Source organism: Streptomyces sp. CS113, from assembly GCF_002188365.1.
GTDB classification, from domain to species: domain Bacteria; phylum Actinomycetota; class Actinomycetes; order Streptomycetales; family Streptomycetaceae; genus Streptomyces; species Streptomyces tendae.
In genome coordinates this window covers 8,209,315-8,234,608 of sequence record NZ_KZ195574.1, presented here as the reverse complement: position 1 = coordinate 8,234,608, position 25,294 = coordinate 8,209,315, and the positions used below count along the sequence as shown (strand labels likewise).

General features: G+C 73.2%; 25 protein-coding genes. 9 read left to right on the top strand and 16 right to left on the bottom strand.

Annotation, left to right across the window (positions count from 1 at the left end):
• Positions 1–195 precede the first annotated feature (195 nt).
• From B9W62_RS37230 to B9W62_RS37210, 5 genes are read right to left on the bottom strand one after another with little or no spacing between them, the layout of a single operon-like run.
• On the bottom strand, positions 196–1,545 hold the full coding sequence (locus tag B9W62_RS37230) for a cytochrome P450 (RefSeq protein ID WP_087811309.1): 1,350 nt from the start codon (positions 1,543–1,545) through the stop codon (positions 196–198).
• Positions 1,546–1,559: 14 nt separating this feature from the next.
• Complete coding sequence (locus B9W62_RS37225; RefSeq protein WP_107424240.1) at positions 1,560–2,153, bottom strand: GTP-binding protein; 594 nt, start codon at positions 2,151–2,153, stop codon at positions 1,560–1,562.
• On the bottom strand, positions 2,128–2,502 hold the full coding sequence (locus tag B9W62_RS37220) for a DUF742 domain-containing protein (RefSeq protein ID WP_087811307.1): 375 nt from the start codon (positions 2,500–2,502) through the stop codon (positions 2,128–2,130). Before B9W62_RS37220 ends, B9W62_RS37225 begins: the two co-directional genes overlap by 26 nt.
• A complete protein-coding gene (locus B9W62_RS37215; RefSeq protein WP_087811306.1) occupies positions 2,499–2,900 on the bottom strand; it encodes a roadblock/LC7 domain-containing protein in 402 nt (133 codons plus the stop codon). Before B9W62_RS37215 ends, B9W62_RS37220 begins: the two co-directional genes overlap by 4 nt.
• Positions 2,897–4,084: a sensor histidine kinase gene (locus B9W62_RS37210; protein WP_087811305.1), complete on the bottom strand. Its 1,188-nt coding sequence runs from the start codon at positions 4,082–4,084 to the stop codon at positions 2,897–2,899. Before B9W62_RS37210 ends, B9W62_RS37215 begins: the two co-directional genes overlap by 4 nt.
• 335 nt (positions 4,085–4,419) lie before the next feature.
• Between B9W62_RS37210 and B9W62_RS37205 the strand changes: the two genes are divergently transcribed.
• The 3 genes from B9W62_RS37205 (at position 4,420) to B9W62_RS37190 (ending at position 7,528) form a co-directional block, all read left to right on the top strand.
• Positions 4,420–5,172 carry a sulfite exporter TauE/SafE family protein gene (locus B9W62_RS37205; RefSeq protein ID WP_179235860.1) on the top strand — a complete coding sequence of 251 codons (753 nt, stop codon included), beginning with the start codon at positions 4,420–4,422 and terminating at the stop codon, positions 5,170–5,172.
• A gap of 218 nt (positions 5,173–5,390) precedes the next feature.
• Positions 5,391–6,119 carry a S1 family peptidase gene (locus B9W62_RS37200; RefSeq protein ID WP_179235859.1) on the top strand — a complete coding sequence of 243 codons (729 nt, stop codon included), beginning with the start codon at positions 5,391–5,393 and terminating at the stop codon, positions 6,117–6,119.
• 569 nt (positions 6,120–6,688) lie between these two features.
• A complete protein-coding gene (locus tag B9W62_RS37190; RefSeq protein WP_087811301.1) occupies positions 6,689–7,528 on the top strand; it encodes an ABC transporter ATP-binding protein in 840 nt (279 codons plus the stop codon).
• Between the two features lie 193 nt (positions 7,529–7,721).
• Here B9W62_RS37190 and B9W62_RS37185 read toward each other — a convergent pair whose 3' ends face one another.
• The 3 genes from B9W62_RS37185 to B9W62_RS37175 form a co-directional block, all read right to left on the bottom strand.
• On the bottom strand, positions 7,722–8,087 hold the full coding sequence (locus B9W62_RS37185) for a transglycosylase family protein (protein WP_087811300.1): 366 nt from the start codon (positions 8,085–8,087) through the stop codon (positions 7,722–7,724).
• 97 nt (positions 8,088–8,184) lie between these two features.
• Entirely contained in the window at positions 8,185–9,657 is a 1,473-nt protein-coding gene (locus tag B9W62_RS37180; protein WP_087811299.1) for an MFS transporter, read from the bottom strand.
• 137 nt (positions 9,658–9,794) lie between these two features.
• On the bottom strand, positions 9,795–10,724 hold the full coding sequence (locus B9W62_RS37175) for a dihydrodipicolinate synthase family protein (RefSeq protein ID WP_087811298.1): 930 nt from the start codon (positions 10,722–10,724) through the stop codon (positions 9,795–9,797).
• A gap of 153 nt (positions 10,725–10,877) precedes the next feature.
• Here B9W62_RS37175 and B9W62_RS37170 point away from each other — a divergent pair, with 153 nt between their 5' ends.
• Both B9W62_RS37170 and B9W62_RS37165 read left to right on the top strand, forming a co-directional pair.
• Positions 10,878–11,567, top strand: coding sequence for a FadR/GntR family transcriptional regulator (locus tag B9W62_RS37170; RefSeq protein WP_087811297.1), 690 nt, complete (start codon positions 10,878–10,880; stop codon positions 11,565–11,567).
• A 105-nt stretch (positions 11,568–11,672) separates the two neighbouring features.
• Positions 11,673–12,164 (top strand): DUF5949 family protein, encoded by a 492-nt coding sequence (locus B9W62_RS37165; RefSeq protein WP_087811296.1) that lies wholly within the window; start codon positions 11,673–11,675, stop codon positions 12,162–12,164.
• Positions 12,165–12,206: 42 nt separating this feature from the next.
• On the opposite strand, the gene B9W62_RS37160 is transcribed toward B9W62_RS37165, so the two are convergent.
• Together B9W62_RS37160 and B9W62_RS37155 are read right to left on the bottom strand one after the other, a co-directional pair.
• Complete coding sequence (locus B9W62_RS37160; RefSeq protein ID WP_087812281.1) at positions 12,207–12,743, bottom strand: cysteine hydrolase family protein; 537 nt, start codon at positions 12,741–12,743, stop codon at positions 12,207–12,209.
• A 74-nt stretch (positions 12,744–12,817) separates the two neighbouring features.
• Positions 12,818–13,612 (bottom strand): restriction endonuclease, encoded by a 795-nt coding sequence (locus B9W62_RS37155; RefSeq protein ID WP_087811295.1) that lies wholly within the window; start codon positions 13,610–13,612, stop codon positions 12,818–12,820.
• 142 nt (positions 13,613–13,754) lie between these two features.
• Here B9W62_RS37155 and B9W62_RS37150 point away from each other — a divergent pair, with 142 nt between their 5' ends.
• Together B9W62_RS37150 and B9W62_RS37145 are read left to right on the top strand one after the other, a co-directional pair.
• Positions 13,755–14,825 carry a right-handed parallel beta-helix repeat-containing protein gene (locus tag B9W62_RS37150; protein WP_087811294.1) on the top strand — a complete coding sequence of 357 codons (1,071 nt, stop codon included), beginning with the start codon at positions 13,755–13,757 and terminating at the stop codon, positions 14,823–14,825.
• 70 nt (positions 14,826–14,895) lie between these two features.
• Positions 14,896–15,924: a methyltransferase gene (locus B9W62_RS37145; protein WP_087811293.1), complete on the top strand. Its 1,029-nt coding sequence runs from the start codon at positions 14,896–14,898 to the stop codon at positions 15,922–15,924.
• Between the two features lie 77 nt (positions 15,925–16,001).
• On the opposite strand, the gene B9W62_RS37140 is transcribed toward B9W62_RS37145, so the two are convergent.
• The 4 genes from B9W62_RS37140 to B9W62_RS37125 form a co-directional block, all read right to left on the bottom strand.
• Positions 16,002–17,168: a SchA/CurD-like domain-containing protein gene (locus B9W62_RS37140; protein WP_087811292.1), complete on the bottom strand. Its 1,167-nt coding sequence runs from the start codon at positions 17,166–17,168 to the stop codon at positions 16,002–16,004.
• A gap of 152 nt (positions 17,169–17,320) precedes the next feature.
• Complete coding sequence (locus B9W62_RS37135; RefSeq protein ID WP_373433727.1) at positions 17,321–18,010, bottom strand: class F sortase; 690 nt, start codon at positions 18,008–18,010, stop codon at positions 17,321–17,323.
• Positions 18,011–18,123: 113 nt separating this feature from the next.
• The gene (locus tag B9W62_RS37130; RefSeq protein ID WP_087811291.1) at positions 18,124–18,702 is read right to left on the bottom strand and encodes a hypothetical protein; all 579 of its coding nucleotides are present in this window, start codon (positions 18,700–18,702) and stop codon (positions 18,124–18,126) included.
• A gap of 362 nt (positions 18,703–19,064) precedes the next feature.
• Complete coding sequence (locus B9W62_RS37125; protein ID WP_179235858.1) at positions 19,065–20,978, bottom strand: SpoIIE family protein phosphatase; 1,914 nt, start codon at positions 20,976–20,978, stop codon at positions 19,065–19,067.
• Between the two features lie 142 nt (positions 20,979–21,120).
• Here B9W62_RS37125 and B9W62_RS37120 point away from each other — a divergent pair, with 142 nt between their 5' ends.
• The gene (locus B9W62_RS37120) at positions 21,121–21,675 is read left to right on the top strand and encodes a GNAT family N-acetyltransferase (RefSeq protein ID WP_087811289.1); all 555 of its coding nucleotides are present in this window, start codon (positions 21,121–21,123) and stop codon (positions 21,673–21,675) included.
• A 766-nt stretch (positions 21,676–22,441) separates the two neighbouring features.
• On the opposite strand, the gene B9W62_RS37115 is transcribed toward B9W62_RS37120, so the two are convergent.
• Positions 22,442–22,915, bottom strand: coding sequence for an ATP-binding protein (locus tag B9W62_RS37115; protein ID WP_087811288.1), 474 nt, complete (start codon positions 22,913–22,915; stop codon positions 22,442–22,444).
• Positions 22,916–23,048: 133 nt separating this feature from the next.
• A complete protein-coding gene (locus B9W62_RS37110) occupies positions 23,049–23,786 on the bottom strand; it encodes an SAM-dependent methyltransferase (protein WP_087811287.1) in 738 nt (245 codons plus the stop codon).
• Positions 23,787–24,031: 245 nt separating this feature from the next.
• On the opposite strand from B9W62_RS37110, the gene B9W62_RS37105 reads away from it, so the two are divergent.
• Positions 24,032–25,282, top strand: coding sequence for a cytochrome P450 (locus tag B9W62_RS37105; RefSeq protein WP_087811286.1), 1,251 nt, complete (start codon positions 24,032–24,034; stop codon positions 25,280–25,282).
• Positions 25,283–25,294: the final 12 nt, after the last annotated feature.

Genomic DNA, 25,294 nt, shown 5'->3' with positions numbered 1-25,294 from the left:
GGCCGGAGCCGCACAAAGCGATACCCGCCTCGGGGGGCGGGTATCGGGGGGTTCGGCACCGGGAAAGCGGCGTTCGTGGATATGTGGTCCACGACACCTCCTTTGACTCGTAAGCAACTTGAATACCGCGTTGCTCACTACCCGTGCCGTTCGATCTTCATGCGAATGGGGCGGGTTGGGAGGGTGTTGTGCACATCACCGTGTGAGCCAGTTGAGGAACTGGCTCCACATTCCCTTGTGTTCGGCCGGGCGAGCCGCACCCGCCGTCTGCTGCTGCCCGGCCGCCGTGGTGGCGGGCCCCGCCTCGCCGCGCCGTGCGGGACGCACCGGGGTGAACCGGGCCGGAAGGGTGGCCAGGGCCCGGTTGAAGGGGCCCGGACGCCACGTCAGGCTGTCCTCGGGAACGGCGAGTTCGAGGTCGGGCAGCTCGTTGAGCAGGTGCTCGATGGCCGTGACGGTGATGTGCCGGGCCGGTTCCTTGGACGGGCAGGCGTGCGGGCCCGCGCTCCAGGCGAGGTGCGCGCGGTTGCTGCCCGCCTGGCGGGACGCCTTGAGGGCGGGACCGGTGTTGGCGGCGGCGAAACTGACGAGCACGAGGTCGCCCGCCCGCAGGTGCTGTCCGGCCAGTTCCGTGTCGGCGGCCGGGTAGTGCGGGGCGAAGTTGGCCATGGGCGGGTTCTCCCACAGCGTGTCGTCGATCGCCTCGTCGATCAGGCCGCCCTCACGGGCGTACCGCTCGTGGGTCAGCAGCCGGTGCAGGGTGTTGCCGAGGAGGTTGCGCAGGGGTTCGGATCCCGCGCTGAGCAGCAGGGCGAGCTGGTGCACCATCTCCTCGTCGTCGAGTCGGGCCTCGTGCTGCATCAGCCAGGAGGTGACGTCGTCGCCGGGCTTGCGCCGCTTGAGCGCGACGAGTTCTCCCACGGCCTGGAAGAGCACCGCGGCTGCCTTCTCGGCGTTGACCCCGTCGAACATGCCGGTGATGCCGAACAGCACCCGGTCGCCGATGTCGGCGGGGCAGCCGAAGAGTTCGTTGAACACGAACAGCGGCAGCTGCTTGGCGTAGTCCCCGAGCAGGTCGGCCGAGCCACGGGCGCCGAACTGGGAGACGAGGTAGCCGGAGATCTGCTCGGTGCTGCGGCTGAGGCGCCGAGTGTCGACCCGCGCCATGCTGTCGGTGACCGCCTGGCGCAGCCTGAGGTGGTCGGCGCCGTCGGCGAACATGCAGTTGGGCCGGTGGGCCAGCAGCGGCGCGACCGGGCTCTCCGGGCTGATCTTGCCCTCGTTGAAGGCCCGCCAGCGGCGCGCGTCCTTGCGGAAGGTGCCGGAGTCCTGAAGCAGTTGGAGCGCCGCCGCGTAGTCGGTGACCAGGGTCGCCTCGACGCCCGGGGCCAGTTCGACGGGGGCCGCGGCCCCGTAGTGGCGCAGGTACTCGTAGTACGCCTGCGGGTCGGCGGCGAACTCCGGCCCGTGCAGCGGCACCCGGGCGCCGGAGCCGTGGGCCGGGCAGCCGGGCGGCGGAACCGGGGCGGTGTCGTAGGCGTTCATGTTGCTCCCAGCTCCTAGCGGGTGCGGTCCAGCAAGTAGCGGACGAGGGTGGTCAGTGCGGCGGCCGAGGACTTCTCGTCGCGGGCGTCGCAGGTGACGACGGGGGTGTCGTCGAGCAGGTCGAGCGCCTCGCGCAGCGCCCGCTCGTCGCGCAGCGGCGAGCCGTCGAAGTGGTTGACGGCGATGGCGTAGTCGAGCCCGTAGTGCTCGATGAGGTCGATCACGGGGAAGGAGTCCGCCAGCCGCTCCGGGTCGACCAGTACCAGGGCGCCGAGCGCGCCGCGCGCCATGTCCTCCCACATCTGCACGAAGCGCTGCTGGCCGGGGGTGCCGAAGAGGTAGAGCACGACGCGGTCGCTGATGGTCAGGCGGCCGAAGTCCATGGCGACCGTGGTGGTGGTCTTGCCCTTGACCCCCTTGAGGTCGTCGACCGACTCGGCGGCCTGCGTCATCGTCTCCTCGGTGGACAGCGGCTCGATCTCGGAGATCGAGCCGATGAGGGTGGTCTTGCCCACCGCGAAGTGCCCGACGACGAGGATCTTCACCGCCGTCTGGGTCGCTCCCCCGCGTACGTAGTCCCGCTCATCCAAACTTGGCGCGGAGCCCATTGAGCACCTCCTCCAGTATTTCCTTGTCCGCGAGGCGGGCGCGGGCCACCGGCGGGCGGGTCATGAGGTGTCCGCCCTCCATCAGGGAGGCCAGCAGGATCCGCACGACGCCCAGCGGGAACTGGGTGTGTCCGGCGATCTCGGCGACCGAGAGGTAGCCGGCGGAGCAGAGGTCGAGCAGGCTCTGCTCCTCGGGGGACAGCCGGGACGGCCGCTGCGGCTGATCGGCGGCGGTGACCAGGGTGATCAGCGAGAGGTCGCCGTCGTCGGGCAGGCCGCGCCCCTTGGTGATGACGTACGGCCGCACTAATTCCGGCGCCTCGGGCTGCCAGCCGTCCTGGCCGGTCATGAGTGGGCACCCAGGTTCTCGCGCGGCGGTGTCGTCAGCCGCTTGCCGAGCTGGGCGACGAGTTGCTGCATCCGGAAGGTGATGTCCGCCATGTCGACCTCGGGGGAGGCGGACACGCCGAGGTAGGCGCCCTCGCCGGCCGAGATCAGGAAGACCCAGCCGCCGTCGAACTCGACCAGGGTCTGCCGCCAGGTCTGACTGGGGTCCTCACAGAAGAAGGCCAGGGTGCGGCTGAGCGACTGCACACCGCTCATCGCGGCGGCGACCCGGTCGGCGTCGTCCTTGTCGAAGTCCTGCGTCCGGGCCATCAGCAGGCCGTCGGCGGAGATCAGGACCGCGTGCAGGGCCCCGGGAATCTCCAGGGCGCTGTCGAGCATCCATGACAGATCGTCGTTCACGAGACCTCATGTCCTTCGCTGCTTGCACCAGGTGTTTCGCTCGTCCGCCCGGCGTCGTCCGGGCTCGCCGGTTCGGTGCCCCGGCCGGACTGCGTTCCGCGCTGGAAGGCACCCATGATCTGTGCCTGCTCGGAGTCGGAGCGGCCCGCGGCGCGCGGCGTGGACGCGCTGCCGGGCACGATGGCCATCGGCCGCTTGCGGCGGCGCCGCGGAAGACCGTCGCCGGTCTGGGAGGAGGTGAGCGGCGCGGCCTCCGGTCCGCCGGTGTCCGGGACCGGCCGGGCCGTGCCGCGGGCGGCCGGGGCGGGCGCCTTCTTCTCCGGCATCGCGGTGAGCAGTTCGTGCGGCAGCAGGACCACCGCCCGTACACCTCCGTAGGGGGAGGAGGAGTCCACCGACACCTCGAAGCCGAATCGTTCGCACAGCAGGCCGATGACGGCGAAGCCGAACTGCGGCGGGTTGCCGAGGCCGGCCACGCCCGAGGCGCGCTCGGTGGCGAGCAGCTTGTCGGCGCGGGCCCGCTCCTCGTCGCTCATGCCGACACCGGCGTCGTCGACCACGACGCAGATGCCCTTGGGCACGGTCCGGAGGTTGATCTCGACGACCGTGTCGGGGCTCGAGTAGCTGGTGGCGTTGTCGAGCAGCTCGGCGAGGGCCAGGGCGACGGGCTCGACGGCCCGGCTGGTGATGCCGAAGTCGACCTGGGAGAGGATGTCCACCCGGCGGAAGTGCCGGATGCGCCCCTGCGCGCTGCGCACCACGTCGTAGACCGAGGCGGTGTCGCGCCGGCCGCCGAGCCAGCCGTCGCACAGCACGGCGATGGACTGGGCCCGCCGGCCGAACTGCGAGTTGGTGTGGTCGATCTCCAGCAGGTCCTGGAGGAGGGCCGAGTCGCCGTACTTGTTCTGTAGCCGGGAGAGCACCAGCTGCTGTTCGGCGGCGAGTCCCTGAAGGGTCCGCATCGCGGACTTCAGCACCGTCTTGGTCTCGTCCTCGGCCCGCTCCTGGGCGGCCTGTACGGACTTCCCGTAATCGTTCTCCAGCTCGGTGTAGTGATCCCTGAGCCCCTGGACCTGCTGCCGCAACGCGCGTGCCGCCCGGCGCTGGCGGCTGATGAGCACGGCGGCGGCGACGAGGGCGACGAGGGCGACCCAGAGCAATGGGTTCCCTGTGTATTCCGTCATAAGACTCTCTTCAGGCGACTGACAGCCGGCTTGCTGAATTACCGTCCGTGCGGGCGGCCCGGTGGAGTGCCCGCACCGGGAGTGGCTGCCCGGGCTGCCCCTTACGTCGGGGATGCCGTCTTTCACCCATCCGCCCGCTCCGCAAACGCGGTGATCGTATCACCGCATGATCAGGTGAATTGACGTCAAGAAGCGCCCACACATGACCGGTTGGGACCAGCGGACACGCCGACCGGGGCGGTGGGTACAGTCGGCCCCGTGAAAGATGCACAAGACACCTTCCGGCCGACGGGCCGGGGCCCGGCGCGGGACGGCACGGGGTGACACCGGAGGCCATGGCCGCGGTGTTCACGGCGGGCGTCGGGGCCGGCGCCATCAACAGCGTCGTGGGCTCCGGCACCCTGATCACCTTTCCGGTCCTGCTGGCCACGGGGCTGCCGCCGGTCACCGCGACCGTCTCCAACGCGCTCGGCCTCATCCCCGGCTCCATCAGCGGAGCCATCGGCTACCGCGAGGAGCTGCGCGGGCAGGGGCGGCGCGTCCTGAAACTGGTTTCCGGAGCGCTGCTGGGCGGTCTCGCGGGGGCCGCGCTCCTGCTGACGCTGCCCGCCGACGCCTTCGAGACGATCGTGCCGGTCCTGGTGGGCCTCGCGCTGCTCCTGGTGGCGTTCCAGCCGCAGATCGGCAGGCTGGTCCAGCGCCGCCGGGCCCGCAACGGCACCTCCCCCCGCCGCGACGGCGGCCCGCTGCTCCTCACCGGTCTGACGCTGGCCAGCGTCTACGGCGGCTACTTCACCGCGGCCCAGGGGATCATCTACCTGTCCCTGATGGGCATGCTGATGGACGAACCCCTACAGCGGCTCAACGCGGTCAAGAACGTCCTCTCCGCCGTCGTCAACACCGTCGCCGCACTCTTCTTCCTCTTCGCCGCGGCCTTCGAGTGGACCGCCGTGGGGCTCCTCGCGGTCGGTTCGGGCCTCGGCGGCTACGTCGGCGCCAAGGTGGGCCGCCGCTTCAGCCCCGCGGTGCTGCGGGCCCTGGTCGTGACGGTCGGCACGGTCGCCCTCGCGCAACTGCTGCTCCGCTAGGGCCTGTCTGACCATTCCCGTCGTCGCCCGCGGGGCGGCCTCGCGGTGAAGCCGGGCGCCCCCGGCAGCGCGGTGGGCCGGCCCGGTCCCGCCCCTCGGGCATAACGCCGCGTTATGCGAAGCCGGGATTGCCCGGCCGGTGCCCGGGCCCGACATGCTGTGGGGCGCCCCCACACACCTGCACGCGAGTATGCGCGTGTCGTCGGAATCGAGGAGCCTTGCGCACAACGAGACTCGTCCCCGCTCTGCTGGCCGCGCTCGTGGCCGCCCTGCTGACCGCCCTCGCGCTCGCCCCGTCCGCCTCGGCGGTGGAGCCCCGGCCCGGTGACGGCGGCCCCCAGCCGATCATCGGCGGCGGCTACGCGCAGAACGCGCCCTGGGCGGCCAGGCTGTTCTCCAACGGCCAGCAGACCTGCACCTCGACCATCATCTCCCCCACCTGGATCCTCACCGCCAAGCACTGCGTCAGCGGCGGCAACCTGTCCTTCCGGATCGGCAGCCTCGACCAGGGCTCGGGCGGCACGGTGGCGAACGGCGTCCAGACCGTCACCAGTTCCTCGGCGGACCTCGCGCTGGTCCGGCTCGACCGCTCCGTCTCGGCCTCCTACGCGCAGCTCGGCCGGCCGGGCACGGTCCGGGTCGGCCAGACCGTGCAGGTCTACGGCTGGGGCGCGACCTCCCGGTGCGGCTCGGAGATCAACTGCCAGTCCCAGTACCTCAAGGTCGCCAACCTGAGCGTGACGCGCGGCTGCTACGACGCCTACTACGGCCAGGCGATATGCGCCCGGCCCGGCGACGGCATCACCGCGGGCGGCGACTCCGGCGGTCCGATGATGGCCGGCGGTGTCCAGGTGGGCGTCGCCTCGACCAGCGACCGGCAGACCACCACGGCCTACACCAACGTCACCGCCTACCGCTCCTGGATCCAGTCGGTGGCGGGCGTCTGACACCTCCCGCCCTGAGGCGCCGTTCCTGCGCCTGCCCCCGTCACCGCGGAGGCAGGCGCAGGACCCCGCACTCGTCCCGGACGCCCGTGAGGACCCGCCCCACCGTTCGTCACGGCGTCCGGGTACGTATCGCGCAGCGCGTGCAGGGCCGACGCGTCGGTCCATCGGGAGAAGGCCCGCCGTACGTCGTCGGCGTCGGCGTCGGCGTCGGCGTCGGCGTCGGCGTCGGCGTCGGCGTCGGCGTCGGCGTCGAACGTGGCGCAGCCGTGACCTGCGCTGCGACCAGCAGGGCCGCGAGCCCTCGCCTACGCGCCCCGTCCGCCCCGTCCGCTCCCCGCGCAGTGCGCCGACGTCCCACGACGCCGTGGCTCCTTGGCTCCCCCTCCGTGTCCCCTCGGCCGGCGCCACGCCGGGAGCCGGGCCCGGCGCCGCGGATGAATTACGCGGGCTCGTCCGCGCTCCGAGTGCCGCCGACCGCCGTCCAGGAAGCGGACGCCCCGACGGGCGTGTGGTGAGTACATCTAGTGTTCGCGGTGACCGAGAGGTGCCCCGCGTGAAGGAGTCACGGCATGACCGCCCAGACAGCCAGCTCCCAGGCCGACGAGACCGGGGCGGCCGTACTCCGGCTCCGGGACGTGGGAGTGCGCCGCTTCACCACGGACCAGCTGATCCTCGACGGCATCGACTGGACGGTCCGGCCGGGCGAGCACTGGGCGCTGCTGGGGGCCAACGGCGCCGGGAAGACCACCCTGCTGCGGCTGCTCGGCGCGGTGATGCACCCCACGACGGGCACGGTCGAGGTGCTCGGCAGCCGGCTCGGCCGGGTGGACGTCCGTGAGCTGAGGGCGCGGATCGGCCACGTCAACTCCGCCCAGCGGGTGCCGCAGGACCTGACGGCCCACGCGGTCGTGCTCACCGGCCACAGCGGCACCGTGCAGCCCCTGTGGCGGACCTACGACGAGGAGGTCCGGTTGCGCGCCCGGGACCTCCTGACCGAACTCGGCGTCAAGGAGCTGGCCGACCGGCCGTACGGGGTCTGCTCGGGCGGGCAGCGGGCGCGGGTCCTGATCGCCCGGGCGCTGATGGCCGATCCGGCCCTGCTGCTCCTGGACGAGCCGTTCAACGCCCTGGACCTGCCCTCCCGCGAGGACCTGGTCGAGGCGATGCACCAACTGGCCGAGGGCAGGCCGCGACTGGCCACCGTGACGGTCACCCACCACCTGGAGGAGCTGTTCCCGGCCGTCAGCCACGCCCTGCTGCTGCGCGAGGGCCGGACCCTGTCCCGGGGCGCGGTCGACGAGGTCCTGACCGACTCCCGGCTGACCGCCTGCTTCGGCCGGGACATCACGGTCGCCCGGCGCGACGGCCGCTGGTCGGCCTACTCGGGCCGCCGCGTCGCGGGAACCTGACGCCCCCCGTGAAGGGGCGAGGGCGGCCCCGGGTGTCCCGTCGTGCGCGACGTCCGGGGCCGCCGCCCGGCTCCCCCGCCGGGGACTGCCCGTGCGCCGCCCGGCGGAAACCGGACGCACGGTGACCGACGCCCAGGTGCACGCCCACGGGTTACCCCGGTCAACTCCGCGTGGACGAGGCCCGGGGCAGCGGTCAGGCGCAGCCCCAGGCGGACATTCCCTGCATCCGGGCCAGGCGTTCCGCCACGGCGATCTGCTCGGCACGGGTGGCCAGGTCCGCGCGCGGGGCGTACTTGAGGCCGCCTGCGGCGATCCAGCTGGACCGCGCGAACTGCAACCCGCCGTAGTAGCCGTTGCCGGTGTTGGCCTGCCAGTTGCCACTGGACTCGCACGCGGCGATCGCGTCCCAGTCGGTGCGCGACGGCGCCGACGGCGCGGCGACCGCTTCGCCGGTCGCGCCGAGGGCGGTCGCGGCGACCAGGATCACCGCGGCGGTGCGGACCCTGCGGCCACGCGAACCGCGCACGTCGCTCCGACGATCACTTCGTCTACTGATCATACGAAGACTGTTACACCAGGTGACCGTCCGCCGCCGCACCGGCGGCCGTGTCTTGGGCCGGTCGGAGCAGGCGTTCGCCCCCTGCCCGTGGCCGGTTTCACGGTGTCGGCCGTATGCGCCCCGCGGCGTCCGGCACCGCCGCCTCGGCGGCGAGGTAGTCCGGGACCGCCTCCTTGTCCACGAGCCGGTTGAGCCGGCTCGGGACGTCGAAGCCGATCAGCACGATCACCACGAGGGTCAGCGAGAAGGTGAGCACGGCGAGCGACTGGCCGAGCGACATGGTCGACGCCAGCCGGGCACCGAGCACCGGGGCGACGGCGCCGCCCAGCGCGCCGACGTTGTAGGTGAAACCGAGGGACGCGGCCCGGGTCTCGGTCGGGAAGTGCCCGGCGATGAACTTGGGCAGCAGCCCGGAGATGCCCTGCATGCAGGCGAGCATCAGGAACAACAGGATGCCCAGCTGGAGTTGGCTGTCCCGGATGGCGAAGACGGGGAAGACGAAGGCGATGCCCACCACCAGGGTGCAGGCGTACGCCCTGCGGGTGCCGAACCGGTCGCCGATGAAGCCGGTGACGATGCAGCCCGCCATCGTGCCGAACCCGGCGTAGTAGAGCGCGTCGCTGACCTGCGCCGGACTGAAGCCCAGCTCGGTCTTGAGGTAGGTGGGCAGCAGCGCCTGGACCGGCCAGCTGTAGAGGAAGGCGCAGAAAACGGTGACGCAGAGCGCGACGAACAGCACCCACCGCCTGCGGCCGCCCAGTTGCACCGCGAAGGCGATGAGGCAGGCCGTCGCCAGGACGGACAGGACGGGCACGGCGCCCGCGCCGAGCGGGGTGAACACCGCGAAGAGCGAGCCGGTGGCGACGACCGTGAGCACCGTGTTGACCGTCGCCCGGCGCCGGTCGGCGAACAGCGGCCGGAAGGGGTTGGGCCGTTCGCCCCTCGCTCCGACCCGTGCCTCCCAGTCGTCGGCCTCGGGCAGCGCCCGGCGTACCCACAGGGCGACGACGACGGGGAACAGGCCGATGTAGAACAGCCAGCGCCAGCCGTGCCCGGGCACCACGTGCTCGTAGACCTCGGCCGCCAGGACGCCGCCCAGCGAGAAGCCGGAGATGAGGAAGCCGGAGGCGCGGTTGCGCAGCCGGGCGGGCCAGCTCTCCAGGACGTAGGTGGCGCTGGCGCTGTACTCGCCGGCCATGCCCATGCCGATGAGCAACCGTGCCGTGAACAGGCTGGTGTAGTCCCAGGCGAAGCCGCAGGCGAAGGTGCCGACCGAGTACAGCAGGATGCTGGCCACCATGGCGCTCTTGCGGCCGTACCGGTCGCCGAGCGCGCCGAGCACCGCGCCGCCGAGCCAGCGGGTGATGAAGGCTCCGGAGACGAGGCTGGCGGACTCGACGGTCGACAGGCCGAAGTCGTCGGCGATCTCGGTCAGCACGAGGGTGATGAGGACGAAGTCGAAACCGTCCAGGAGGTAGCCGATCCAGGCGGCAAAGAAGGACTTCCACTTCTCCCGGGTGATCTCGCGGTACCAGGGAGGGGAGGTCGGGGTGGTGCGCGCAGATGACATGGCGATCCTATGCGGGTGGGGAAGACGCGCGTCGGGGACGAGGGCGGTCGGGGACGAGGGCGGGGGCGGGGTGGGAGACGGAGTGGGAGACGGGGCGGGCGGGACCGGGTCCGGCGGTCACCGGCCCGGTCCCGGGGTCACAGGAGTCCGGCCTCGGTGAGCCGGTCGCGGACCCGGGCCACGGCCGTGGCGTCGAGCGGGACCTGCGGTGCGGCGGTGGCCGGGCAGTCGATGAGGCCCAGCAGGTGGGCGGCGGCCTTGAAGGCGCCGAGCGCGCTGGAACTGCCGCCCATCAGCGCGGGGTCGCCCGCGTCGGTGAGGTCGAACAGGGCGGCGAGCCGGTCCTGTTCGGCCCGGGCCGCGGCCCAGTCGCCGGACCGGGCGGCCTCGTAGAGGCGTACGTAGCCGTGGGCGTCGACGTTGCCGAGGCCGGGCACGACCCCGTCGGCGCCGGCCAGCAGCGCGCCGTCGACGGTGAGTTCGGAGCCGGTGAGCACGGTGAAGTCCGGGGTGCGGCGGCGCAGTGCGACCAGCAGACGGCGCAGGGAGCCCTCGTCGCCGCTGGAGTCCTTGAGCCCGGCCAGGGTGCCGTCCCCGGCCAGGTCGAGGACGACCTCGCGGGGCAGCTTGGTGTGCACGGCGACCGGGATGTCGTAGGCGAACAGCGGCAGGCCGGCGCCCTCGCGCACCCGCCGGAAGTGGTCGGCGATCTCCACGGGGTGGGTGCGGGTGTAGAAGGGCGCCGTGGCCACGAGTGCGTCGGCGCCGGCCCGGACCGCGTCGGCCGCCCGGTCGAGGACCCGCGCCGTGGTGGTGTCGATGATCCCGGCGAGGACCGGGACGCGGCCCGCGGCGGCGTCCACGGCGCTCTCCAGCGCGGTCAGCCGCTGGGCGTCGGTGAGGTAGGCGGCCTCGCCGCTGGACCCCAGCAGGAACAGGCCGTGCACACCGGCCGTGATCAGGTGCTCGGTGAGCCGGCGCACCGAGGCGGTGTCCACCTCCCCCGTCGGGGTGAGGGGGGTGATGACCGGGGGGACGACACCGCTCAGCGGTGTGGGGATGGGCATGCGGTACTCCAGGTCGTACTGTGCTCGTCCAGGGAGCGCGGCGGGCAGCGGCGCGCCGAAGCCCCTGGTGACGGGGGACGTAGGATGTCCCATGTCCTGTTAGAGTGACACATGGCAGAGCAGCGGATGTCAAGGGTCGAGAGGGGACGTCACATGGGCTCGGTCGCCGCCGACGCCGAGGAGCGGGTCAAGGAGCTGATCGTCGAACAGGGCCTCGGCCCCGGCGACCCGCTGCCCACCGAGAGCGAGCTGATGGAGCGGTTCGGCGTCAGCCGCAACTCGTTGCGCGAGGCGCTCAAGTCCCTCCAGGCCATGCACATCGTCGAGATCCGCCGCGGCTTCGGGACCTACGTCGGGACCATGTCGCTGGAGCCGATGACCGAGGCCATGGCGTTCCGCACGGTGGTCGGGCACCGCCGGGGGCAGGGCAGCCTGCTCGAACTGCTGCAACTGCGGGAGGCATTGGAGGCCGGACTCATGCACCAGCTCGCCGGCCGGCTGCCCGCCGAGGACCTGGCCGAGCTGGACGCGCTGGTGGAGACGATGCACACGGAGGTGCGCGAGTCGGGCGAGATCGCGGCGCGCACCGACCGCGCCTTTCACCGGGCGCTGCACCGTTCCCTGGGCAACGACCTGCTCAGCGAGTTGCTCGACGCCTTCTGGAGCGCCTTCCACCGGGTGCGTACCCAGGCGCAGGGGATCGGCGCGGCGGCCGACGGCGAGGAACTGGCCCGGATGCACGCCAGGATCGTCGAGGCCGTACGGGCGGGCGACGCGAAGGCGGCGGAGACGGCGGTGCACCGGCACTTCGACGACATCCGCGGGCGGCTGTCGCAGCACTGACGGCCGCGAGCCCGGGGCCCTCGTTCGTGTGAAGAAGGGCCGGGGTGTCCGCCAGTCGGGTGACGGCCGGGCGGACGCGTCGCCGCGCGCGCTTACGGTTTCGCGGTGACCTCGATCTCCGCTGACCCGCGCCCCCTGCGAACCGCCGACCTCGGCACCCTCGTCATCATGTCCTGGAGCCGTGAGACGCCCGACGGCGACGTCCCCTTCCTCCTCGCCTGTTCGCTCGGCGACGGGGAGGGCGGCCCGGAGGCGGTCCCGGCCGCCGTCGAGGGGCTGCTGAGCCGCTCCGGACTCGCGGTGGGCGGCGACACCGTCCTCGACGCCACCGTCCTGACCGGCCTGCCGATCGGCCTGCTCGTCGTACCGGGTGCGGCCGCCCTCACCATGCCGGGGGTGAACGCCCAATTCGTGCCCACCCCGCAGTGGCGGGCGGCGGTCGACCGGCGGGGGTACGCCTGTCTCATCTTCGCCACCCGCCCCTGGTCCGGGGGCGAGCCCGGCGACGGCGAGGCGGTCGCCGCCTTCGCCAACCACGCGGACACGCTCTCCTCCGCGGCGCAGGTCGTCCTGCCCGTACGGAGCCTGCGCGGCTGAGGCCGGGCGCACGGCCCGCCGCCGGCGTGGCGGCGGGCCGTCTCACGTCCACAACTCGCCGCTGTCGCACACCCGGGCGCCCATGTTCCGTTCCATCATGCGCAGCGCCGCGTCCGCCAGGTCGGCGTGGATGTGGGCCACCGCGTCACGTGGAACGATGACCTGTAGATGGCGGATGTGGGCGTCCAGCGCCGAGTAGAGCACGCACTGCTCGGTGACCTGCCCGCACAGCACGAGCCGGTCGATGCCCTGCTGGTGCAGCAGATAGGTCAGCGGGGTCTCGAAGAACACCGAGTGGCGTGCCTTGACCACGAAGAGGGAGGAGTCGTCGGGCTTCAGCGGCTCGACGAGCCGGGAGTGCGGCCCGGAGAGGGCCTTGTCGAGGATCTCGCCGTGGTGCGAACGCCACTCCCCGAAGTTGTCGTTGACGTAGATCACGGGGACGCCCTGCCGCCTCGCCCGGTCCAGCAGGCCGGTCACGTTCGGCAGCACGGATTCCACGGCGGGGATCAAGGACTCGGCGTCCTCGTGGTCGTAGGTGTTGATCATGTCGATGACGATCAGCGCGGTCTTGCCCATGCCGCCCAGGTTGCCACCGGGCGGCGGGCGAACCCCGCTCCACCCGCCGACCGCGGGTCGGCGGGCCGCCCGGTTCACCATCCGGCTCGCCCGCACGGCCGCGTCTCGTCCTCCTGGGGCGCGAGCACCTCCCAGGGCGCCGGTCCCCCGCCCTCCCACCAGTCGCGCAGTCGCTCCTCGTTCACGCAGACTATGCCGCACCGCTCCGCGTACTCCGCGGCCGGTGCGGTGAAGTCGCTGCTGGTGACGAGGACCGCCACGTCGGCCCCGTGGACGGTGAAGCAGGTGCCGCCGAAGCGCTGGAGATCCTGGGAGCCGACCTTGTTCCCGTCGCCGTAGCGCTTGCACTGGACGACGATCCTGCGGCCGTCGGGGGTCAGCGCCAGCACGTCGGCGCCGAGGTCGCCCGCCCCGCCCACGACCTCCACCTCGGCGCAGCCGTCGCGCCGGCACAGCTCGGCTATCGCCTCCTCGAACTCGTCGGGCGTCAGGCGCTGGTGGGCGGGGAGGACCGCGGTCGGCTCCTCGTCCGTTCCCCGGTCCTCCTCCCCGGGCGCCGCCGCCCGCTCCTCCAGCGCGTCCAGCGCCGTCGCGGTGGCCGTCGCCAGGGCGTCGGCGGTGCGCCGGACCGGCCTGGAGCCCCGGCGGCCGCGGCGCCACAGACGCCGGACGAGGAGGGCCGAGACCGTGGCGAGGACCAGGACGAGCGCCCAGGCCGGGCGCCGTTGCGCGACGTCGAACGCCATCCTCGCGGCCCATCCCACGACGCTGAGGGCCACGGCGGCGAGCCCGAAGGCCAGGGTCGTGGCGCGGAGATCGAAGCGGCGCCCGGTGCTTCTGCCTCGGAAACGGCGTTCCGGCGTGGTCACGGTGGTCTTCCTCCCTGGGCAGCCGATATGAAGATCACCTACGCATGTGCCCAAGAAGCACCGGTTCAGCGCCGGTTCATGACACGCCGTCGGATGGCTCATCCAGGCTGCCTGGGAATATTTCCGGCATACCTTTCGGAATATGAAGAAATGCCATGTCGTGTACCTGGTGTGCACCGCAGCCATGATCGGGACGGGGCTCGGCGCGGCCCCGGCGTCCTCCGTCCCCGTGACCCATCTGGTCCACCCCGGGGAGTCGATCCAGAAGGCGGTGGACGCCGCCAAGCCGGGCGACACCGTCCTCGTCACCACCGGCACCTACCGCGAGAGCGTCAAGGTGAGCACCCCCGGGCTCACCCTGCGGGGCATGGGCCGCTCCACCGTCATCCGGCCCAGCACCCAGAAGGCCGCCGACAACACCTGTGCCGAGGGCGGCAACGGCATCTGCGTGATCGGCACGAAGGACGAGAACGTCAAGGGGATCACCGTCTCCGACCTGACGGTGACCGGGTTCACCCGTACCGGCGTGTTCTCGATGGCCACCGACGGGCTGACGGTCCGGAACGTGAACGCGGTGAAGAACGGCGTCTGGGGCATCGCCCAGGAGCGGTCGGTCCACGGCATCTTCCGCGGGAACACCGCCCGCGACAACGGCGACGCGGGGATCTTCCTGGCCAACAACATCAAGGCCGAGGAGGGCGCCGCCGACACCCAGGGCACGGAGGTCGCGCACAACCGGCTCGAGGGCAACCGGATCGGCGTCACCGTCCGGCGGCTGCGCAACCTCGCCGTCGCGGACAACCACATCGCCGGCAACTGCGCGGGCGTGTTCGTCGTCGGCGACGAGAACAAGCCCAAGGCCGGCGACCTGGTCGTGCGCGACAACCACGTCGTGCGCAACAACAAGTCCTGCCCGAAGACCGACCGGCTGGAGGCGCTCCAGGGCTCCGGCATCGTCCTGACCGGTGTCGAGAAGGTGCTGGTCGCCGACAACACCGTCGAGGGCAACTCGGGCCAGTCGTCGATGTCCGGCGGCGTCGTCCTGGCCTCGAGCATGGTGGGCACCGCCAACGCGAAGAACCAGGTCGAGGGCAACCGGCTGCGCGACAACTCCCCCGCCGACCTGGTCAACGCCGGGACCGGCGACACCGGCAAGAGCAACACCTTCACCGGCAACACCTGCGGCGCCTCCAAGCCCGCGGGCCTGTGCTGAGCCGGCCGCGACCGTAACCACCCGTGGACCGAAGAAGGCCCATGGACCGAAGAAGGAAGGAAAGCGGCACATGACGACCGCACAGACTGCCCCACCCCCGCCCATGCGGCTGCGGGAGCTCGTGTTCGGGGCGGCATGTGCCGCCGCCCTCCGCGCGGCCGCACGGCTCGGCGTCGCCGACGCGCTCGGCGACACCCCCATGGCCGTGGAGGACCTCGCGGCCGCGGTGAAGACCGAACCCAAGCCGCTGCGCCGGCTGCTGCGCGCCCTGACCTGCTACGGCGTCTTCACCGAGCACAAGAACGGGACGTTCGCGCACACCGACATGTCCCGCCTGCTGCGCGAGGACGACCCGCACAGCCTGCGCAACATCACCCTGTGGTGCACCGAACCGTGGACCTGGGACGCCTGGCCCCTGCTCGACGAGGCGGTGCGCACCGGCTCCAACGTCGTCGAGGGCCTGTACGGCAAGGAGTTCTTCACCTACCTCAACGAGGACGCGCCGCAGTCGGCCGAGGTCTTCAACCGCGCCATGACGACGTCCAGCCGGCAGTCCGCCCAGGACGTCGCAGCCCTCCTCGACCTGTCGGCCAGCACCTCGGTCGCCGACATCGGCGGCGGCCAGGGGCACGTGGTGGCGAGCCTGCTGGAGAAGTACCCGGCCATGCAGGGCACCCTGCTCGACCTGCCGCGGGTGGTGGAGAACGCCGACCTTCGGCTGTGCGAGGGCGGTGCGCTCGCGGACCGGGTCAGCATCGTGCCGGGCGACTGCCGCGAGGCCATCCCGGTGCGGGCCGACGTCTACGTCATCAAGAACATCCTGGAGTGGGACGACGACAGCACCGCCCGCGCGCTGCGCAACGTGATGGCGGCCGGCGGCCCGGGCGCCCGGGTGGTCGTCATCGAGAACCTCGTCGACGACACCCCGTCGATGCGGTTCAGCACCGCCATGGACCTGCTGCTGCTCCTCAACGTCGGCGGTGCCAAGCACACCACCGACAGCATGGTCGGCCGGCTGACCGACGCGGGTCTGGTCATCGACGACATCCGCCCGGTCAACCCGTACCTGCACGCGTTCGACTGCACCGTGCCCGAGTAGCGAACCGCGGACGCACACGCGTCGGCCGCCGGACCGCCACGGGGCGGTGCGGCGGCCGACGCGCGGGTGCGGGCCGTTCAGGCGTCCGGCGCGCGCCGGTCGGTGACCGGCTCCATCCGGGCGCCCTCCAGCGCGCGGACGAGTCCGCCGCCCGTCGGGGAACCGGCGTCCGTGAAGCCGTCCAGAAGGGACGTCAGCTCGGACACCCGCTCGGCGTCCGGAAGACCGAGGGTCACCGCGGGATCGCCCTCGTGCAGGTCGCCCCGTACGTCGACCAGCCGGACCACGACGTCGTCGCGCTGGAAGATGGTGCTGCACCGGACGGGGCTGCGCGGATCCCTGGCCGCCGCCTCGTCGTGCTCGGCGAGCAGCTGGGCCAGCCGCATGCCGCAGCCCGGCCGGGCCGGGTACGACAGCGCGTGCCGCTGGGCCTCGCCATGCTGCTCGCCCGCGGTCACGTGGTGGACGGCGGGCAGCGCCGCCCGCGTGTAGAACACCCGGGCGGACTCCGGGTCGCCGAGGTCCCGGTCCTGTTCCAGGTAGGGGTTGATGGCCTCCTCGACGGCCCGCACCTCGGGCTGTTCGGCCACGTGCCGCAGGGCCGCCAGCAGGTCGCCCCGCACCTCGATCGCCCGCACCACCCGGTTGCCGTGCAGGAACAGGGACGTACGGCACAGGCGCGTGGTGTCGTCGACCCGCGGTTCGGGCGAGGCGTAGTCGGCCAGGATCTTGCCCACCGCCTCCTCGCTGCCCGGCTTCACCGTGAAGGTCAGGGCGTGCCGGATGAGGCCGTCGCCGACGCGGGGCTCGGCCTGAAGTCCGCCCCGGGCGGGATCGGCGCCGGTCCCCGGGCGGCCGGTCTCGCGGACCACGTGGAAGCGGAGCGACCTGGTGTCCCGCACGCAGCTGTGCAGCGGCTTGACCATCCGCACGTGCTCCTCGCTGCTCACCCAGTTCAGGAACGGCGGCGCGCTCTCCCACTCGCTGGTGATCAGCCACTGGGAGGGGTTCTCGATGGACTGGCACAGCTGCTCGCCGATGTGCCCGGGGACGGACTCGACGTGGCTGCGCAGGTTCTCGTACGTCTCGAGGAACTGCTGCTGGGCTCCGTCGTAGACCTCCACCAGCAGGACGACCCGCAGGCGGGAGCCGTCGAACACGGACTGGGAGACCTGGTGCGAGAGCTGTCGCGTCAGCGGTTCGGAGGCAATCGGGCCGGAGGCAGGGGTGGACGTGGTGGTCATCTGGCGCACATCTCCTTCGCGGGGGCGGAACTGAACGTCGGCCGCGGTGATGCGACGCCGGCTTGCCTCGATCCTGGGCCGGGCCCCGACGGCGCGCGACCGGTGTGCACTGCGCGGGTGACCGGGGCCGCGGACGGCCGGTGGACGGAATCTCAGTCGAGGTGCGCGAAGACGACCAGGTTGTCCGTGTAGTCCTTGGCCTTGCGGTCGTAGTCGCCCGCGCAGGTGATCAGCCGCACCTCGGGCCGGTCGGCGTCGCCGTAGACGCGGTCGCTCGGGAACTCGTCCTTGGCGAAGGTCTCCAGGCTGTCGACCACGAAGGTCGCCTCGCGCCCGTCCGCGCGCTCGACCCGGAACGTGTCGCCCTTGTCGAGCTGGTCGAGGCGGGCGAAGACGGCGGGCGACGTCTTCGTGTCCACGTGCCCGGCGATGATCGAGGTGCCCCTCTCGCCCGGGGAGACGCCCTTGGCGTACCAGCCGACGAGGTTGGTGTCCGCGGCCGGCGGCGGCTGCAACTGCCCCTTGTCGCCGATGGCGAGGTCGGTGAAGGGGGCGTCGACGGAGATCTCGGGGATCAGCAGGCGCACCGGCTTCGACCGGGACAGGGCTGAGCCCGCCGCGCCGGTCGCGGGCGGGGCGGACGAGGCCGACGAGGCTGTCGTGCCGGGGTGGGCGGGCAGCGGGGGGCGGGCGGAGTCGGCGGACGTGTCGTTGCCGCCGACCAGGCTCACCGCGAGGATCAGCAGGGCCACGGCGCACAGCGCCATCAGGCCGGAGCGGGAACCCTGACCGGTCGTCGTCTCGTCGTCGGCCGGGGCGGGGGCGGAAGGGGGCACTTGCATCGGGGACGACCTCACTGGGGCACGGCGGCAGGGCGGACGGGGTGGGCGGGGGCGAGCCGGGCCGCCCCGTGGTTCCTGGGTGGCGGCCCGGCTGCTATCGCGCCCGGCACGGCTTACGCCACTCCGCCTGCCGACTTCTTGCGTCGGACGGCGTACAGGCCGGTCGCGGCGACGGCCAGGACGGCCAGACCGCCGGCGGTCGTGGTCGGCGTGGCCAGGCCGCCACCGCCGGTGTGCATGCCACCGCGCGGCTTCTCGTGCTCGCCGCTGCCGCGGGAGCTCTCGCCCTCGTCCTGGCGGTAGGTCTGCGAGCCGCCTTCCTTGGACTCGCGGCCGCCGCCGTCCCAGTCGCCCTCGTTCACCGCGGCCAGCGCACCGCCACCGGTGTGCATGCCGCCGCGCGGCTCCTCGTGCTTGCCGCCGTCCTCGTGCTTGCTCCCGTTGTCGTGCGTCTTGCCGGAGGACGCGTCCTCGTGGTCCCAGTCGCCCTCGGTCACCGCGGACAGCGCGCCACCGCCGGTGTGCATTCCGCCGCGCGGCTCGTCGTGCTTGCTTCCGTTGTCGTGCTCCTTGCTGTAGGAAGAGTCGTCGTGGTCCCAGTCGCCACCGACCGCCGCGTAGGCGCCGGGGGCGCCGAGGACGAAGACGGCCGAGGCCGCCGCCGTGGTCAGGAGCATGCGAGCAGAACGCATCTGTGGTTCCTTCCGTCACGACCGGGCAGCTGGTGCTTCGTCAGCTGAGGTGACCCGGCCCCGACGTGAATTACCGTCAGCCCGGCGCCCGTCTCGCACCACTCAAGGCGCTCAGCCGGGTGAACACCCCGCCCGTTCGGGGGTCCGGGGCACGGCGTACCGGGTCGCGAACACGGCCGGAAGGCCGCGGAGTTGGGCCGGTCCGGACGGAGCGTCACGCCGCGACGGCCCGTCACCCCCTCAGCGGCACGTCACCCCGGCGGCGACACGTCACCCCTCGGCGGCCCGTCACCCCGGCGGCGGCACGTCACCCCTCGGTGGCCCGTCACCCCGGCGGCCGGCGGTGGCTCCCGTTCGGTCCGCTACTCCCCCGGGTCCGTGTGGGTCGGGTCCTCGACCTCGGCCTCCTGGCGCCGGGAGCCGGGGGCGGCCCGGTCGGGGGCGGCCTCGCTCTGCCCGGACTGGGGCGGCGGGGGCGGCTCGGTGTCGCCGGGGGCGCCCATGCCGGCGGCGGGCAGCCGCAGGGCGAGCAGGGCGACGTCGTCCCCGCGCGGCGCGATGCGCGCGAGCAGTTCGTCGCAGAAGTCGTCGACGCTCCACCCGTCCGCACGCCCGGCCAGTACACCGGCGTGGTGGCGGAGCTGGTCCATGCCCACGTCGATGGGGCGGTCCCGGCTCTCCACCAGGCCGTCGGTGTAGAGCAGGAGGAGGCTCTCCGGCGGGAGGTCCTCGCGCGTGTCGGGCCAGCTCAGGCCGAGGCGCAGGGTGGCACTCATGCCGATGAGCGGACCGTGGCCGCCCTCCAGGAAGCGCGTCGCGCCGTCCCGCGTGATCAGCAGGGGCGGCGGGTGGCCGGCGTTCACCCAGTGCAGCCGCCAGGGGCCGCCCTCGGCCCCTTCGACGCGGGCGAAGACGAGGGTGGCCATGGGCGCGTCGCTGGTGTTGGTCACGGCCTCGTCCAGGCGGCGCATGATCACGCTGGGTGGTTCCTGGTGGTCCCAGGCGAGGGCGCGCAGCATGTTGCGGACCTCGGCCATGTGGGCGGCGGCCTGCAGATCGTGTCCGACCACGTCCCCGATGACCAGGGCCATCACGCCGTCGCCGAGGAGAAAGGCGTCGTACCAGTCGCCCCCGACCTCCATGGCGCTCTCGGCGGGCCAGTAGCGTGCGGCCATCCGAAGATGGTCGACCTGCGGCAGCGGGGTCAGGAGCTGGCGTTGCATGGTCTCGGCGACGTTCTGCTGCTCGTGGTACAGCCGGGCGTTGTCGAGGACCATGCCGACGCGGCGGCCGATGTCGGCCAGCAGGCCGATCTCGGCCTCGGTGTGGGCGGGGCGGTGTCCGGCGCGGGCCACGGTCAGGATTCCGTAGGACCGCTGCCGGGTGCCGAGCGGGATGGCGACGGCCGCGTGGCCGCCGAGCCGTTCGAACAGCACCCGGTGAGTGGCGGCGAGCGGGTGCTCCGGGTCCCGGGACAGCTCGTCGGCGCTCAGCGGGACGGGCCGGTCGCCCTTCATGAGCAGGGTCAGCGCGGCGCGGGCCTGGTCCGGCAGCGAGGTCATGGGACCGCGCAGGTGTCTGGCCCGGTCCGGCTGGTCGCTGCTGCGGACGGCCACCCGGTCCAGTACGTCCGACTGGCCGGGGTAGAGGTCGACCGCCGCCCACTGGCCCAGGTCCGGCACCAGCAGCCGTACGAGACGGCGGAGGGTGGTGGAGGTGCGCTCGGTGGGGACCAGGACGGTGGAGATCTCGGCGACCAGGTTCAGCTGGGCGGTGAGGGCCTCCAGGGCGGTGGTCCGCGCCTCGGTCTCCTCGGCGGCGCTGCGGTGCAGGCTGAAGTCGTGGAAGACGAGCACCAGCCCTTCCTGCCGTCCGCCGCGGACGAGGGGGGTGGTGGCCCAGATGATGGGGACCGTGGTGCCGTCGGCCCGCTGGAAGTACTCGTCGCTCCCCTCCTCGGCGGGCACCCCGTGCAGGGGGCGGCGCAGCGCGCAGCGCTCGCGCGGCACGGGGCTGCCGTCGGCATGCCGGTGCAGGAGGTCGTGCGCGTCGTGCCCGAGCATCTCCTGTTCGGAGCGGCCCAGCAGCTGCTCGGCCCAGGGGTTCACCGAGGTGATCCGGGCGGTGGGGCCGAGGGTGAGGACGCCGGCGCCCAGGGCACGCAGGACCGCGCGGGGGAAGTCGGGTTCCACGGGCTCCGGCGCGCCGTCCGCCGCGTCCGCCGCGTCGTGCCCTGGTTCCTCGCCGTCCCGGTGGCCCGCCCAGCGTGACGTCACGACCCTCACAGCCTTCCGATGCCGTCCATCCCGCCAGGTTCCCCCGGCGGGCGGGACTGAACCGCTCCGCGCGGCCGAAGGGGGGAGCGTCCGGGCGCGTAATACGGTCGCTCCGCCCGGCCGGAACTTGTACGTTCACCCGGTGCCCGAACTTCGAACCGAGCGTCTCGTGCTCCGCGACTGGCGGCCGTCCGACCTGGGCCCATGGGCGGCCATGAACGCCGACCCGGTGGTCCGCGAGTACTTCCCGGAGGTCCTGACCCGGGAGCAGAGCGAGGCGTCCGTGAACCGTTTCCAGGCCGACCTCGACCGGCGCGGGTGGGGCTGGTGGGCGGTGGAGGTCCTCGCCACCGGCGAGTTCGTCGGGTTCGCCGGGCTCGATCCCGTGGAGGACGGCATGCCGTTCAGCGGGGTGGAGGCGGGCTGGCGCCTGGCCCGTCCGGCCTGGGGCCATGGCTATGCCACCGAGGCCGCGCGGGCCGCGGTGGCCCACGCCTTCGAGTGCCTCGCGCTGCCGGAGGTGCTCGCGGTGACCGCGGCCGGCAACCTGCGCTCACGGGCGGTGATGGCCCGCCTCGGCATGACCTACGACCCGGCCGACGACTTCGACGACCCGGAGATCCCCGAGGGCAGCCCACTGCGCCGCTCCGTCGTGTACCGACTCCGCGCCGGGGACCACCGGCCGGGCGACCGCTGACCGGGACCGCCCGGCGCCGCCGGGTGCCGCGCGGCACCCGCACCCGCGCGCGGCCCCGCGGCCACCCCGGTGACCGGGCCGGTCGGATGGCCGCATGCCGACGGACACGGCGCCGGGTGCGGCTTCACGCGGCGGCCGGCGGCCCGGTGAGACGCCGAGCGCCACGTCGGTGACCGTCGCGCCGCGCGGGGCGGTGGGACGTCACCGCGTGCGGCGGCGGGGCGGGCGGCCGACCGGCCCATGGGTCCGTACCGTTCAGGCCGGCGACGGGTTGCCGGCACGGGCGCGTGGTCCCTGCCGCATGCGAACAGCAGGGCGGCTCGGCGGGCGCCACGTCGACGGACATCCCGGTGTAGCGGCGGGGGCGTGGGGCGGCACGGAACAGCGGCGCATCACCGCGTACGGCGGCGGGGCGGGCGGAGCGGCCGGAGGGAGCCGTGGTCTTCGGGCGCCTCTGGCGGATTGCCGTCCGGACGCGTCGGCCCCCGCGGCGGGGGCGTACGTGCCGGTGCCTCCGGCGGTCGGGAGGGGGACACCTGGGTCGCCGAGGTCGCCCGAGTCGCCCGGGGGGCGGTGTCCCCGGCGGCCGGTCCGGGGCCGGGGTCGTCGCGCGGGGCACCCGCCTCAGGGGCGTCGGCCGCGGAGTCGCGGCCCTCGGGAGCGCTTCCCTCCGTGCCGTCTCCCGCTGCGGCCCGGGCCCCTCGCCGCGCAGGCGGGGGAGCGTCGGCGGACGCCGGTGGGCCCTGCCGCCTGCGGCCGCCGCGGGTCAGGCCGACTGGCCGAGGGGGGCCGTGTCGTGCAGGTCGTCGGCGAGGCCTACCGCGGCTCTCATGCGCTTGCCGACCGGTTCCCGGTGCACCTCGAAGCTCTGGCAGACGGCCATCACTATCTCCAGCCCGTGCCGCCCGACCCGGCCGGGGTCCGCGGTCTCGGGCACGGGCAGTACCGGCTGGCTGTCCCACACCGTGACCTCCACCCGGTCCTCGGCGAGTTCGAGGTCGACCAGCGAGGGTCCGGGCGCGTACTTGCACGCGTTCGTCAGCAGTTCGCTGACCACCAGTTGCACCACCTCCACCGCGCGGTCGGAGACCCGGGCACCCTGGGCCGCGCGTACGCGCGCCAGGAATCCCCGGGCCAGTTCCCTGCCCCTGGCGATGTCGCCGGGCCTGCCCTGGTACTCCGCCGAAACCTTGACCGGCACGTCTGTCAGCCGGTCCCCCGTCTGGGCAGCCCCGTCCATCCGATCCGCCCTCTTCCTGAGCCTTGACCGTTACGCCAGGCCGTCTACCCCCGAATCCGGCAAACATCACCCGCCCCACCGCGAACCGGACGCCGCGTCGGCGTCGGGCGCGTCAGGCGTCGGGCGTCAGGCGTCAGGCGTCCGTCGGACGCAGGACCAGGCAGAGGAAGCCGAAGCAGTCGCGGTAGGCCCGCAGCCACCCGTCGCGGTGGGCGGTGGCCGTCTCCAGTGCCTGGTCACGGTCCGGGTCGGCGGGGTGGTCCAGGGCCCAGGTCGCCAGTGCCCCCGTCCAGGACCACTCGTAGGCGTCGAGTTCCCCGCGGGTGCTGATGTGCCCGCCCACGGGCGTCCAGCCGTCCGCGACGACCCGCTCCAGGGTGGTCGGCAGGTCGGTGAGGTCACCGAGCATCTCGACGGCCTCGGGAGACGGGTCGCGTTCCCAGAAACCGTCACCGACCAGGACGCGTCCGCCGGGCGCCAGGTGCTCGCGTGCGGCGGCGAGGGTCGCGGGCAGGCGCCCGAAGGCGTGTGTGGAGCCGACGCAGAGGACCAGGTCGAAGCGGTGCGCGGCGGCGAAGTGCGCGGCGTCCGCCCGGTGCAGGGTCAGCCGGTCCGCCACCCCGAGCCGGGCCGCGGCCTCGCGGGCGTGGTCGAGCGCGCTCTGCGAGAGGTCGACGCCCTCGGCCACCAGCCGCGGGTGACCGGTGAGGGCGCGCAGGAGCCACTCGCCCCCGCCGCAGCCCAGGTCGAGGACGCGCGCGCCGTCGTCGGGCACCGCGCGGGCCAGGAGCCGGCCCACCGAATCGTCGTCGAGGGGCGCGGCGATCGGGTGGTCGGCATGGGCGAGTCGGGATATCTGTTCGCGGTCCACCGGCGGAGCCTCGCACGGCGACCCCGACGGCGCACCCGATTTCCGGACCGTCCCGGCCGTCCCGGTCGTCCCCGTCGTCCCGGCCGTCCGGGCTGGCGGGTCCGGCCCACCCGGCAGGCCCGGGGGCCGCCCGACTCGGCGGATTCCGGGGCTGGTCAGTGCCCGGAGTGTGGCCGATCCTGTTGACCACGTCGTCGAGCCGCGATGGTCGCCGGGGCCGCGCGGCCGGACTTGGGGGTGGCCACGTGGCGCAGGACGGACGGGACGGACGGGACGGACGGGACGGACAGGACGGACAGGACGGACAGGACGGGCGGGGCTCCGCGCGGAAGGCGGACCGGGGCCGGGCCGGGCCGGCGTGCCCGGTCGACCGGGCGGCGGACGGGACCTGGCAGGTGCACGATTTCGCCGTCGCGCGGGCCCTGTTGCGCGGTCCGGGCACCGTGCAGGCCGGTCTCGGCGTCGAGACGGTGGAGAAGCTCCCGCCGCGCGTGCGCCGTCCCGTGCTCTACCGGGACGGCCCCGAGCACCGGGAGCACCGCCGGCAGACCGCCCGCTACTTCACTCCCCGCCGGGTGGACGAGCACTACCGCGACCTGATGGTCCGGGTCGCGGAGGAGCAGCTGGCCGTGCTGCGCTCGGCGGGCGAGGCCCCGCTCTCCGACCTCGCCTTCGGTCTCGCCGTCGGCGTGGTGAGCGAGGTCGTCGGACTGCGGTACAGCAGGCCGGGCCTCCGCCGCAGGCTGGAGCGGTTCTTTCCGGAGAAGTTCGGGGAGCCCGGACTGACCAGTGTGCGGGGCCTGTACTGGCTGGTGCGGCAGAACACCAACTGGCTCCGCATCCACCTGGCCGACGTGCGCCCCGCCGTGCGCGCGCACCGGCGCCGTGCGCACGACGACCTGATCTCCCACCTGATCTCCGAGGGCTGCTCGGACGTCGAGATCCTCGGTGAGTGCCTGACGTTCGCCGCGGCCGGCATGGTCACCACGCGCGAGTTCGTGTGCCTGGCCGCCTGGCACCTGTTCTCGGACGCCGAGCTGCTCGGCCACTACCGGTCGGCGGACGAGCCGGGCCGCCTCGCCGTCCTCCAGGAACTGCTGCGGCTGGAGCCCGTCATCGGGCGGTTGCGCAGGCGGGCCACGGACCCGGTGCAGCTGCACTGCCCCGGCGGGCCGGTGACGGTGCGCCCCGGCGAGTACGTCGAGGTCCACCTGGACGACGCCAACGCGGACCCGAAGGCCGTGGGCGACGACCCGCTGCTGGTCCGCCCGGACCGCGCCGAGACGGTCGGTGCGGGCCTCTCCTTCGGCGACGGGCCGCACCGGTGTCCCGGGGCGCACATCGCCCTCCTGGAGACCGACGTGTTCCTGAGCCGGCTGTTCGCCCTCGACGGCGTCCGGACGACCGGGGAGCCGCGCGTCGCCTTCCAGGAGGCCATCGACGGCTACGAGATCCGCGGCCTGACCGTGGCACTCCCCCGGGCCGGCCGTGACTGACCGGCCCGGGGG

Coding starts and splice junctions, on each gene's coding strand:
- B9W62_RS37230 (WP_087811309.1), bottom strand. CDS start 1,545: ATGAACGCCTACGACACCGCCCCGGTTCCGCCGCCCGGCTGCCCGGCC.
- B9W62_RS37225 (WP_107424240.1), bottom strand. CDS start 2,153: ATGGGCTCCGCGCCAAGTTTGGATGAGCGGGACTACGTACGCGGGGGA.
- B9W62_RS37220 (WP_087811307.1), bottom strand. CDS start 2,502: ATGACCGGCCAGGACGGCTGGCAGCCCGAGGCGCCGGAATTAGTGCGG.
- B9W62_RS37210 (WP_087811305.1), bottom strand. CDS start 4,084: ATGACGGAATACACAGGGAACCCATTGCTCTGGGTCGCCCTCGTCGCC.
- B9W62_RS37205 (WP_179235860.1), top strand. CDS start 4,420: ATGGCCGCGGTGTTCACGGCGGGCGTCGGGGCCGGCGCCATCAACAGC.
- B9W62_RS37190 (WP_087811301.1), top strand. CDS start 6,689: ATGACCGCCCAGACAGCCAGCTCCCAGGCCGACGAGACCGGGGCGGCC.
- B9W62_RS37185 (WP_087811300.1), bottom strand. CDS start 8,087: ATGATCAGTAGACGAAGTGATCGTCGGAGCGACGTGCGCGGTTCGCGT.
- B9W62_RS37180 (WP_087811299.1), bottom strand. CDS start 9,657: ATGTCATCTGCGCGCACCACCCCGACCTCCCCTCCCTGGTACCGCGAG.
- B9W62_RS37175 (WP_087811298.1), bottom strand. CDS start 10,724: ATGCCCATCCCCACACCGCTGAGCGGTGTCGTCCCCCCGGTCATCACC.
- B9W62_RS37170 (WP_087811297.1), top strand. CDS start 10,878: ATGGGCTCGGTCGCCGCCGACGCCGAGGAGCGGGTCAAGGAGCTGATC.
- B9W62_RS37160 (WP_087812281.1), bottom strand. CDS start 12,743: ATGGGCAAGACCGCGCTGATCGTCATCGACATGATCAACACCTACGAC.
- B9W62_RS37150 (WP_087811294.1), top strand. CDS start 13,755: ATGAAGAAATGCCATGTCGTGTACCTGGTGTGCACCGCAGCCATGATC.
- B9W62_RS37145 (WP_087811293.1), top strand. CDS start 14,896: ATGACGACCGCACAGACTGCCCCACCCCCGCCCATGCGGCTGCGGGAG.
- B9W62_RS37140 (WP_087811292.1), bottom strand. CDS start 17,168: ATGACCACCACGTCCACCCCTGCCTCCGGCCCGATTGCCTCCGAACCG.
- B9W62_RS37135 (WP_373433727.1), bottom strand. CDS start 18,010: ATGCAAGTGCCCCCTTCCGCCCCCGCCCCGGCCGACGACGAGACGACG.
- B9W62_RS37130 (WP_087811291.1), bottom strand. CDS start 18,702: ATGCGTTCTGCTCGCATGCTCCTGACCACGGCGGCGGCCTCGGCCGTC.
- B9W62_RS37115 (WP_087811288.1), bottom strand. CDS start 22,915: ATGGACGGGGCTGCCCAGACGGGGGACCGGCTGACAGACGTGCCGGTC.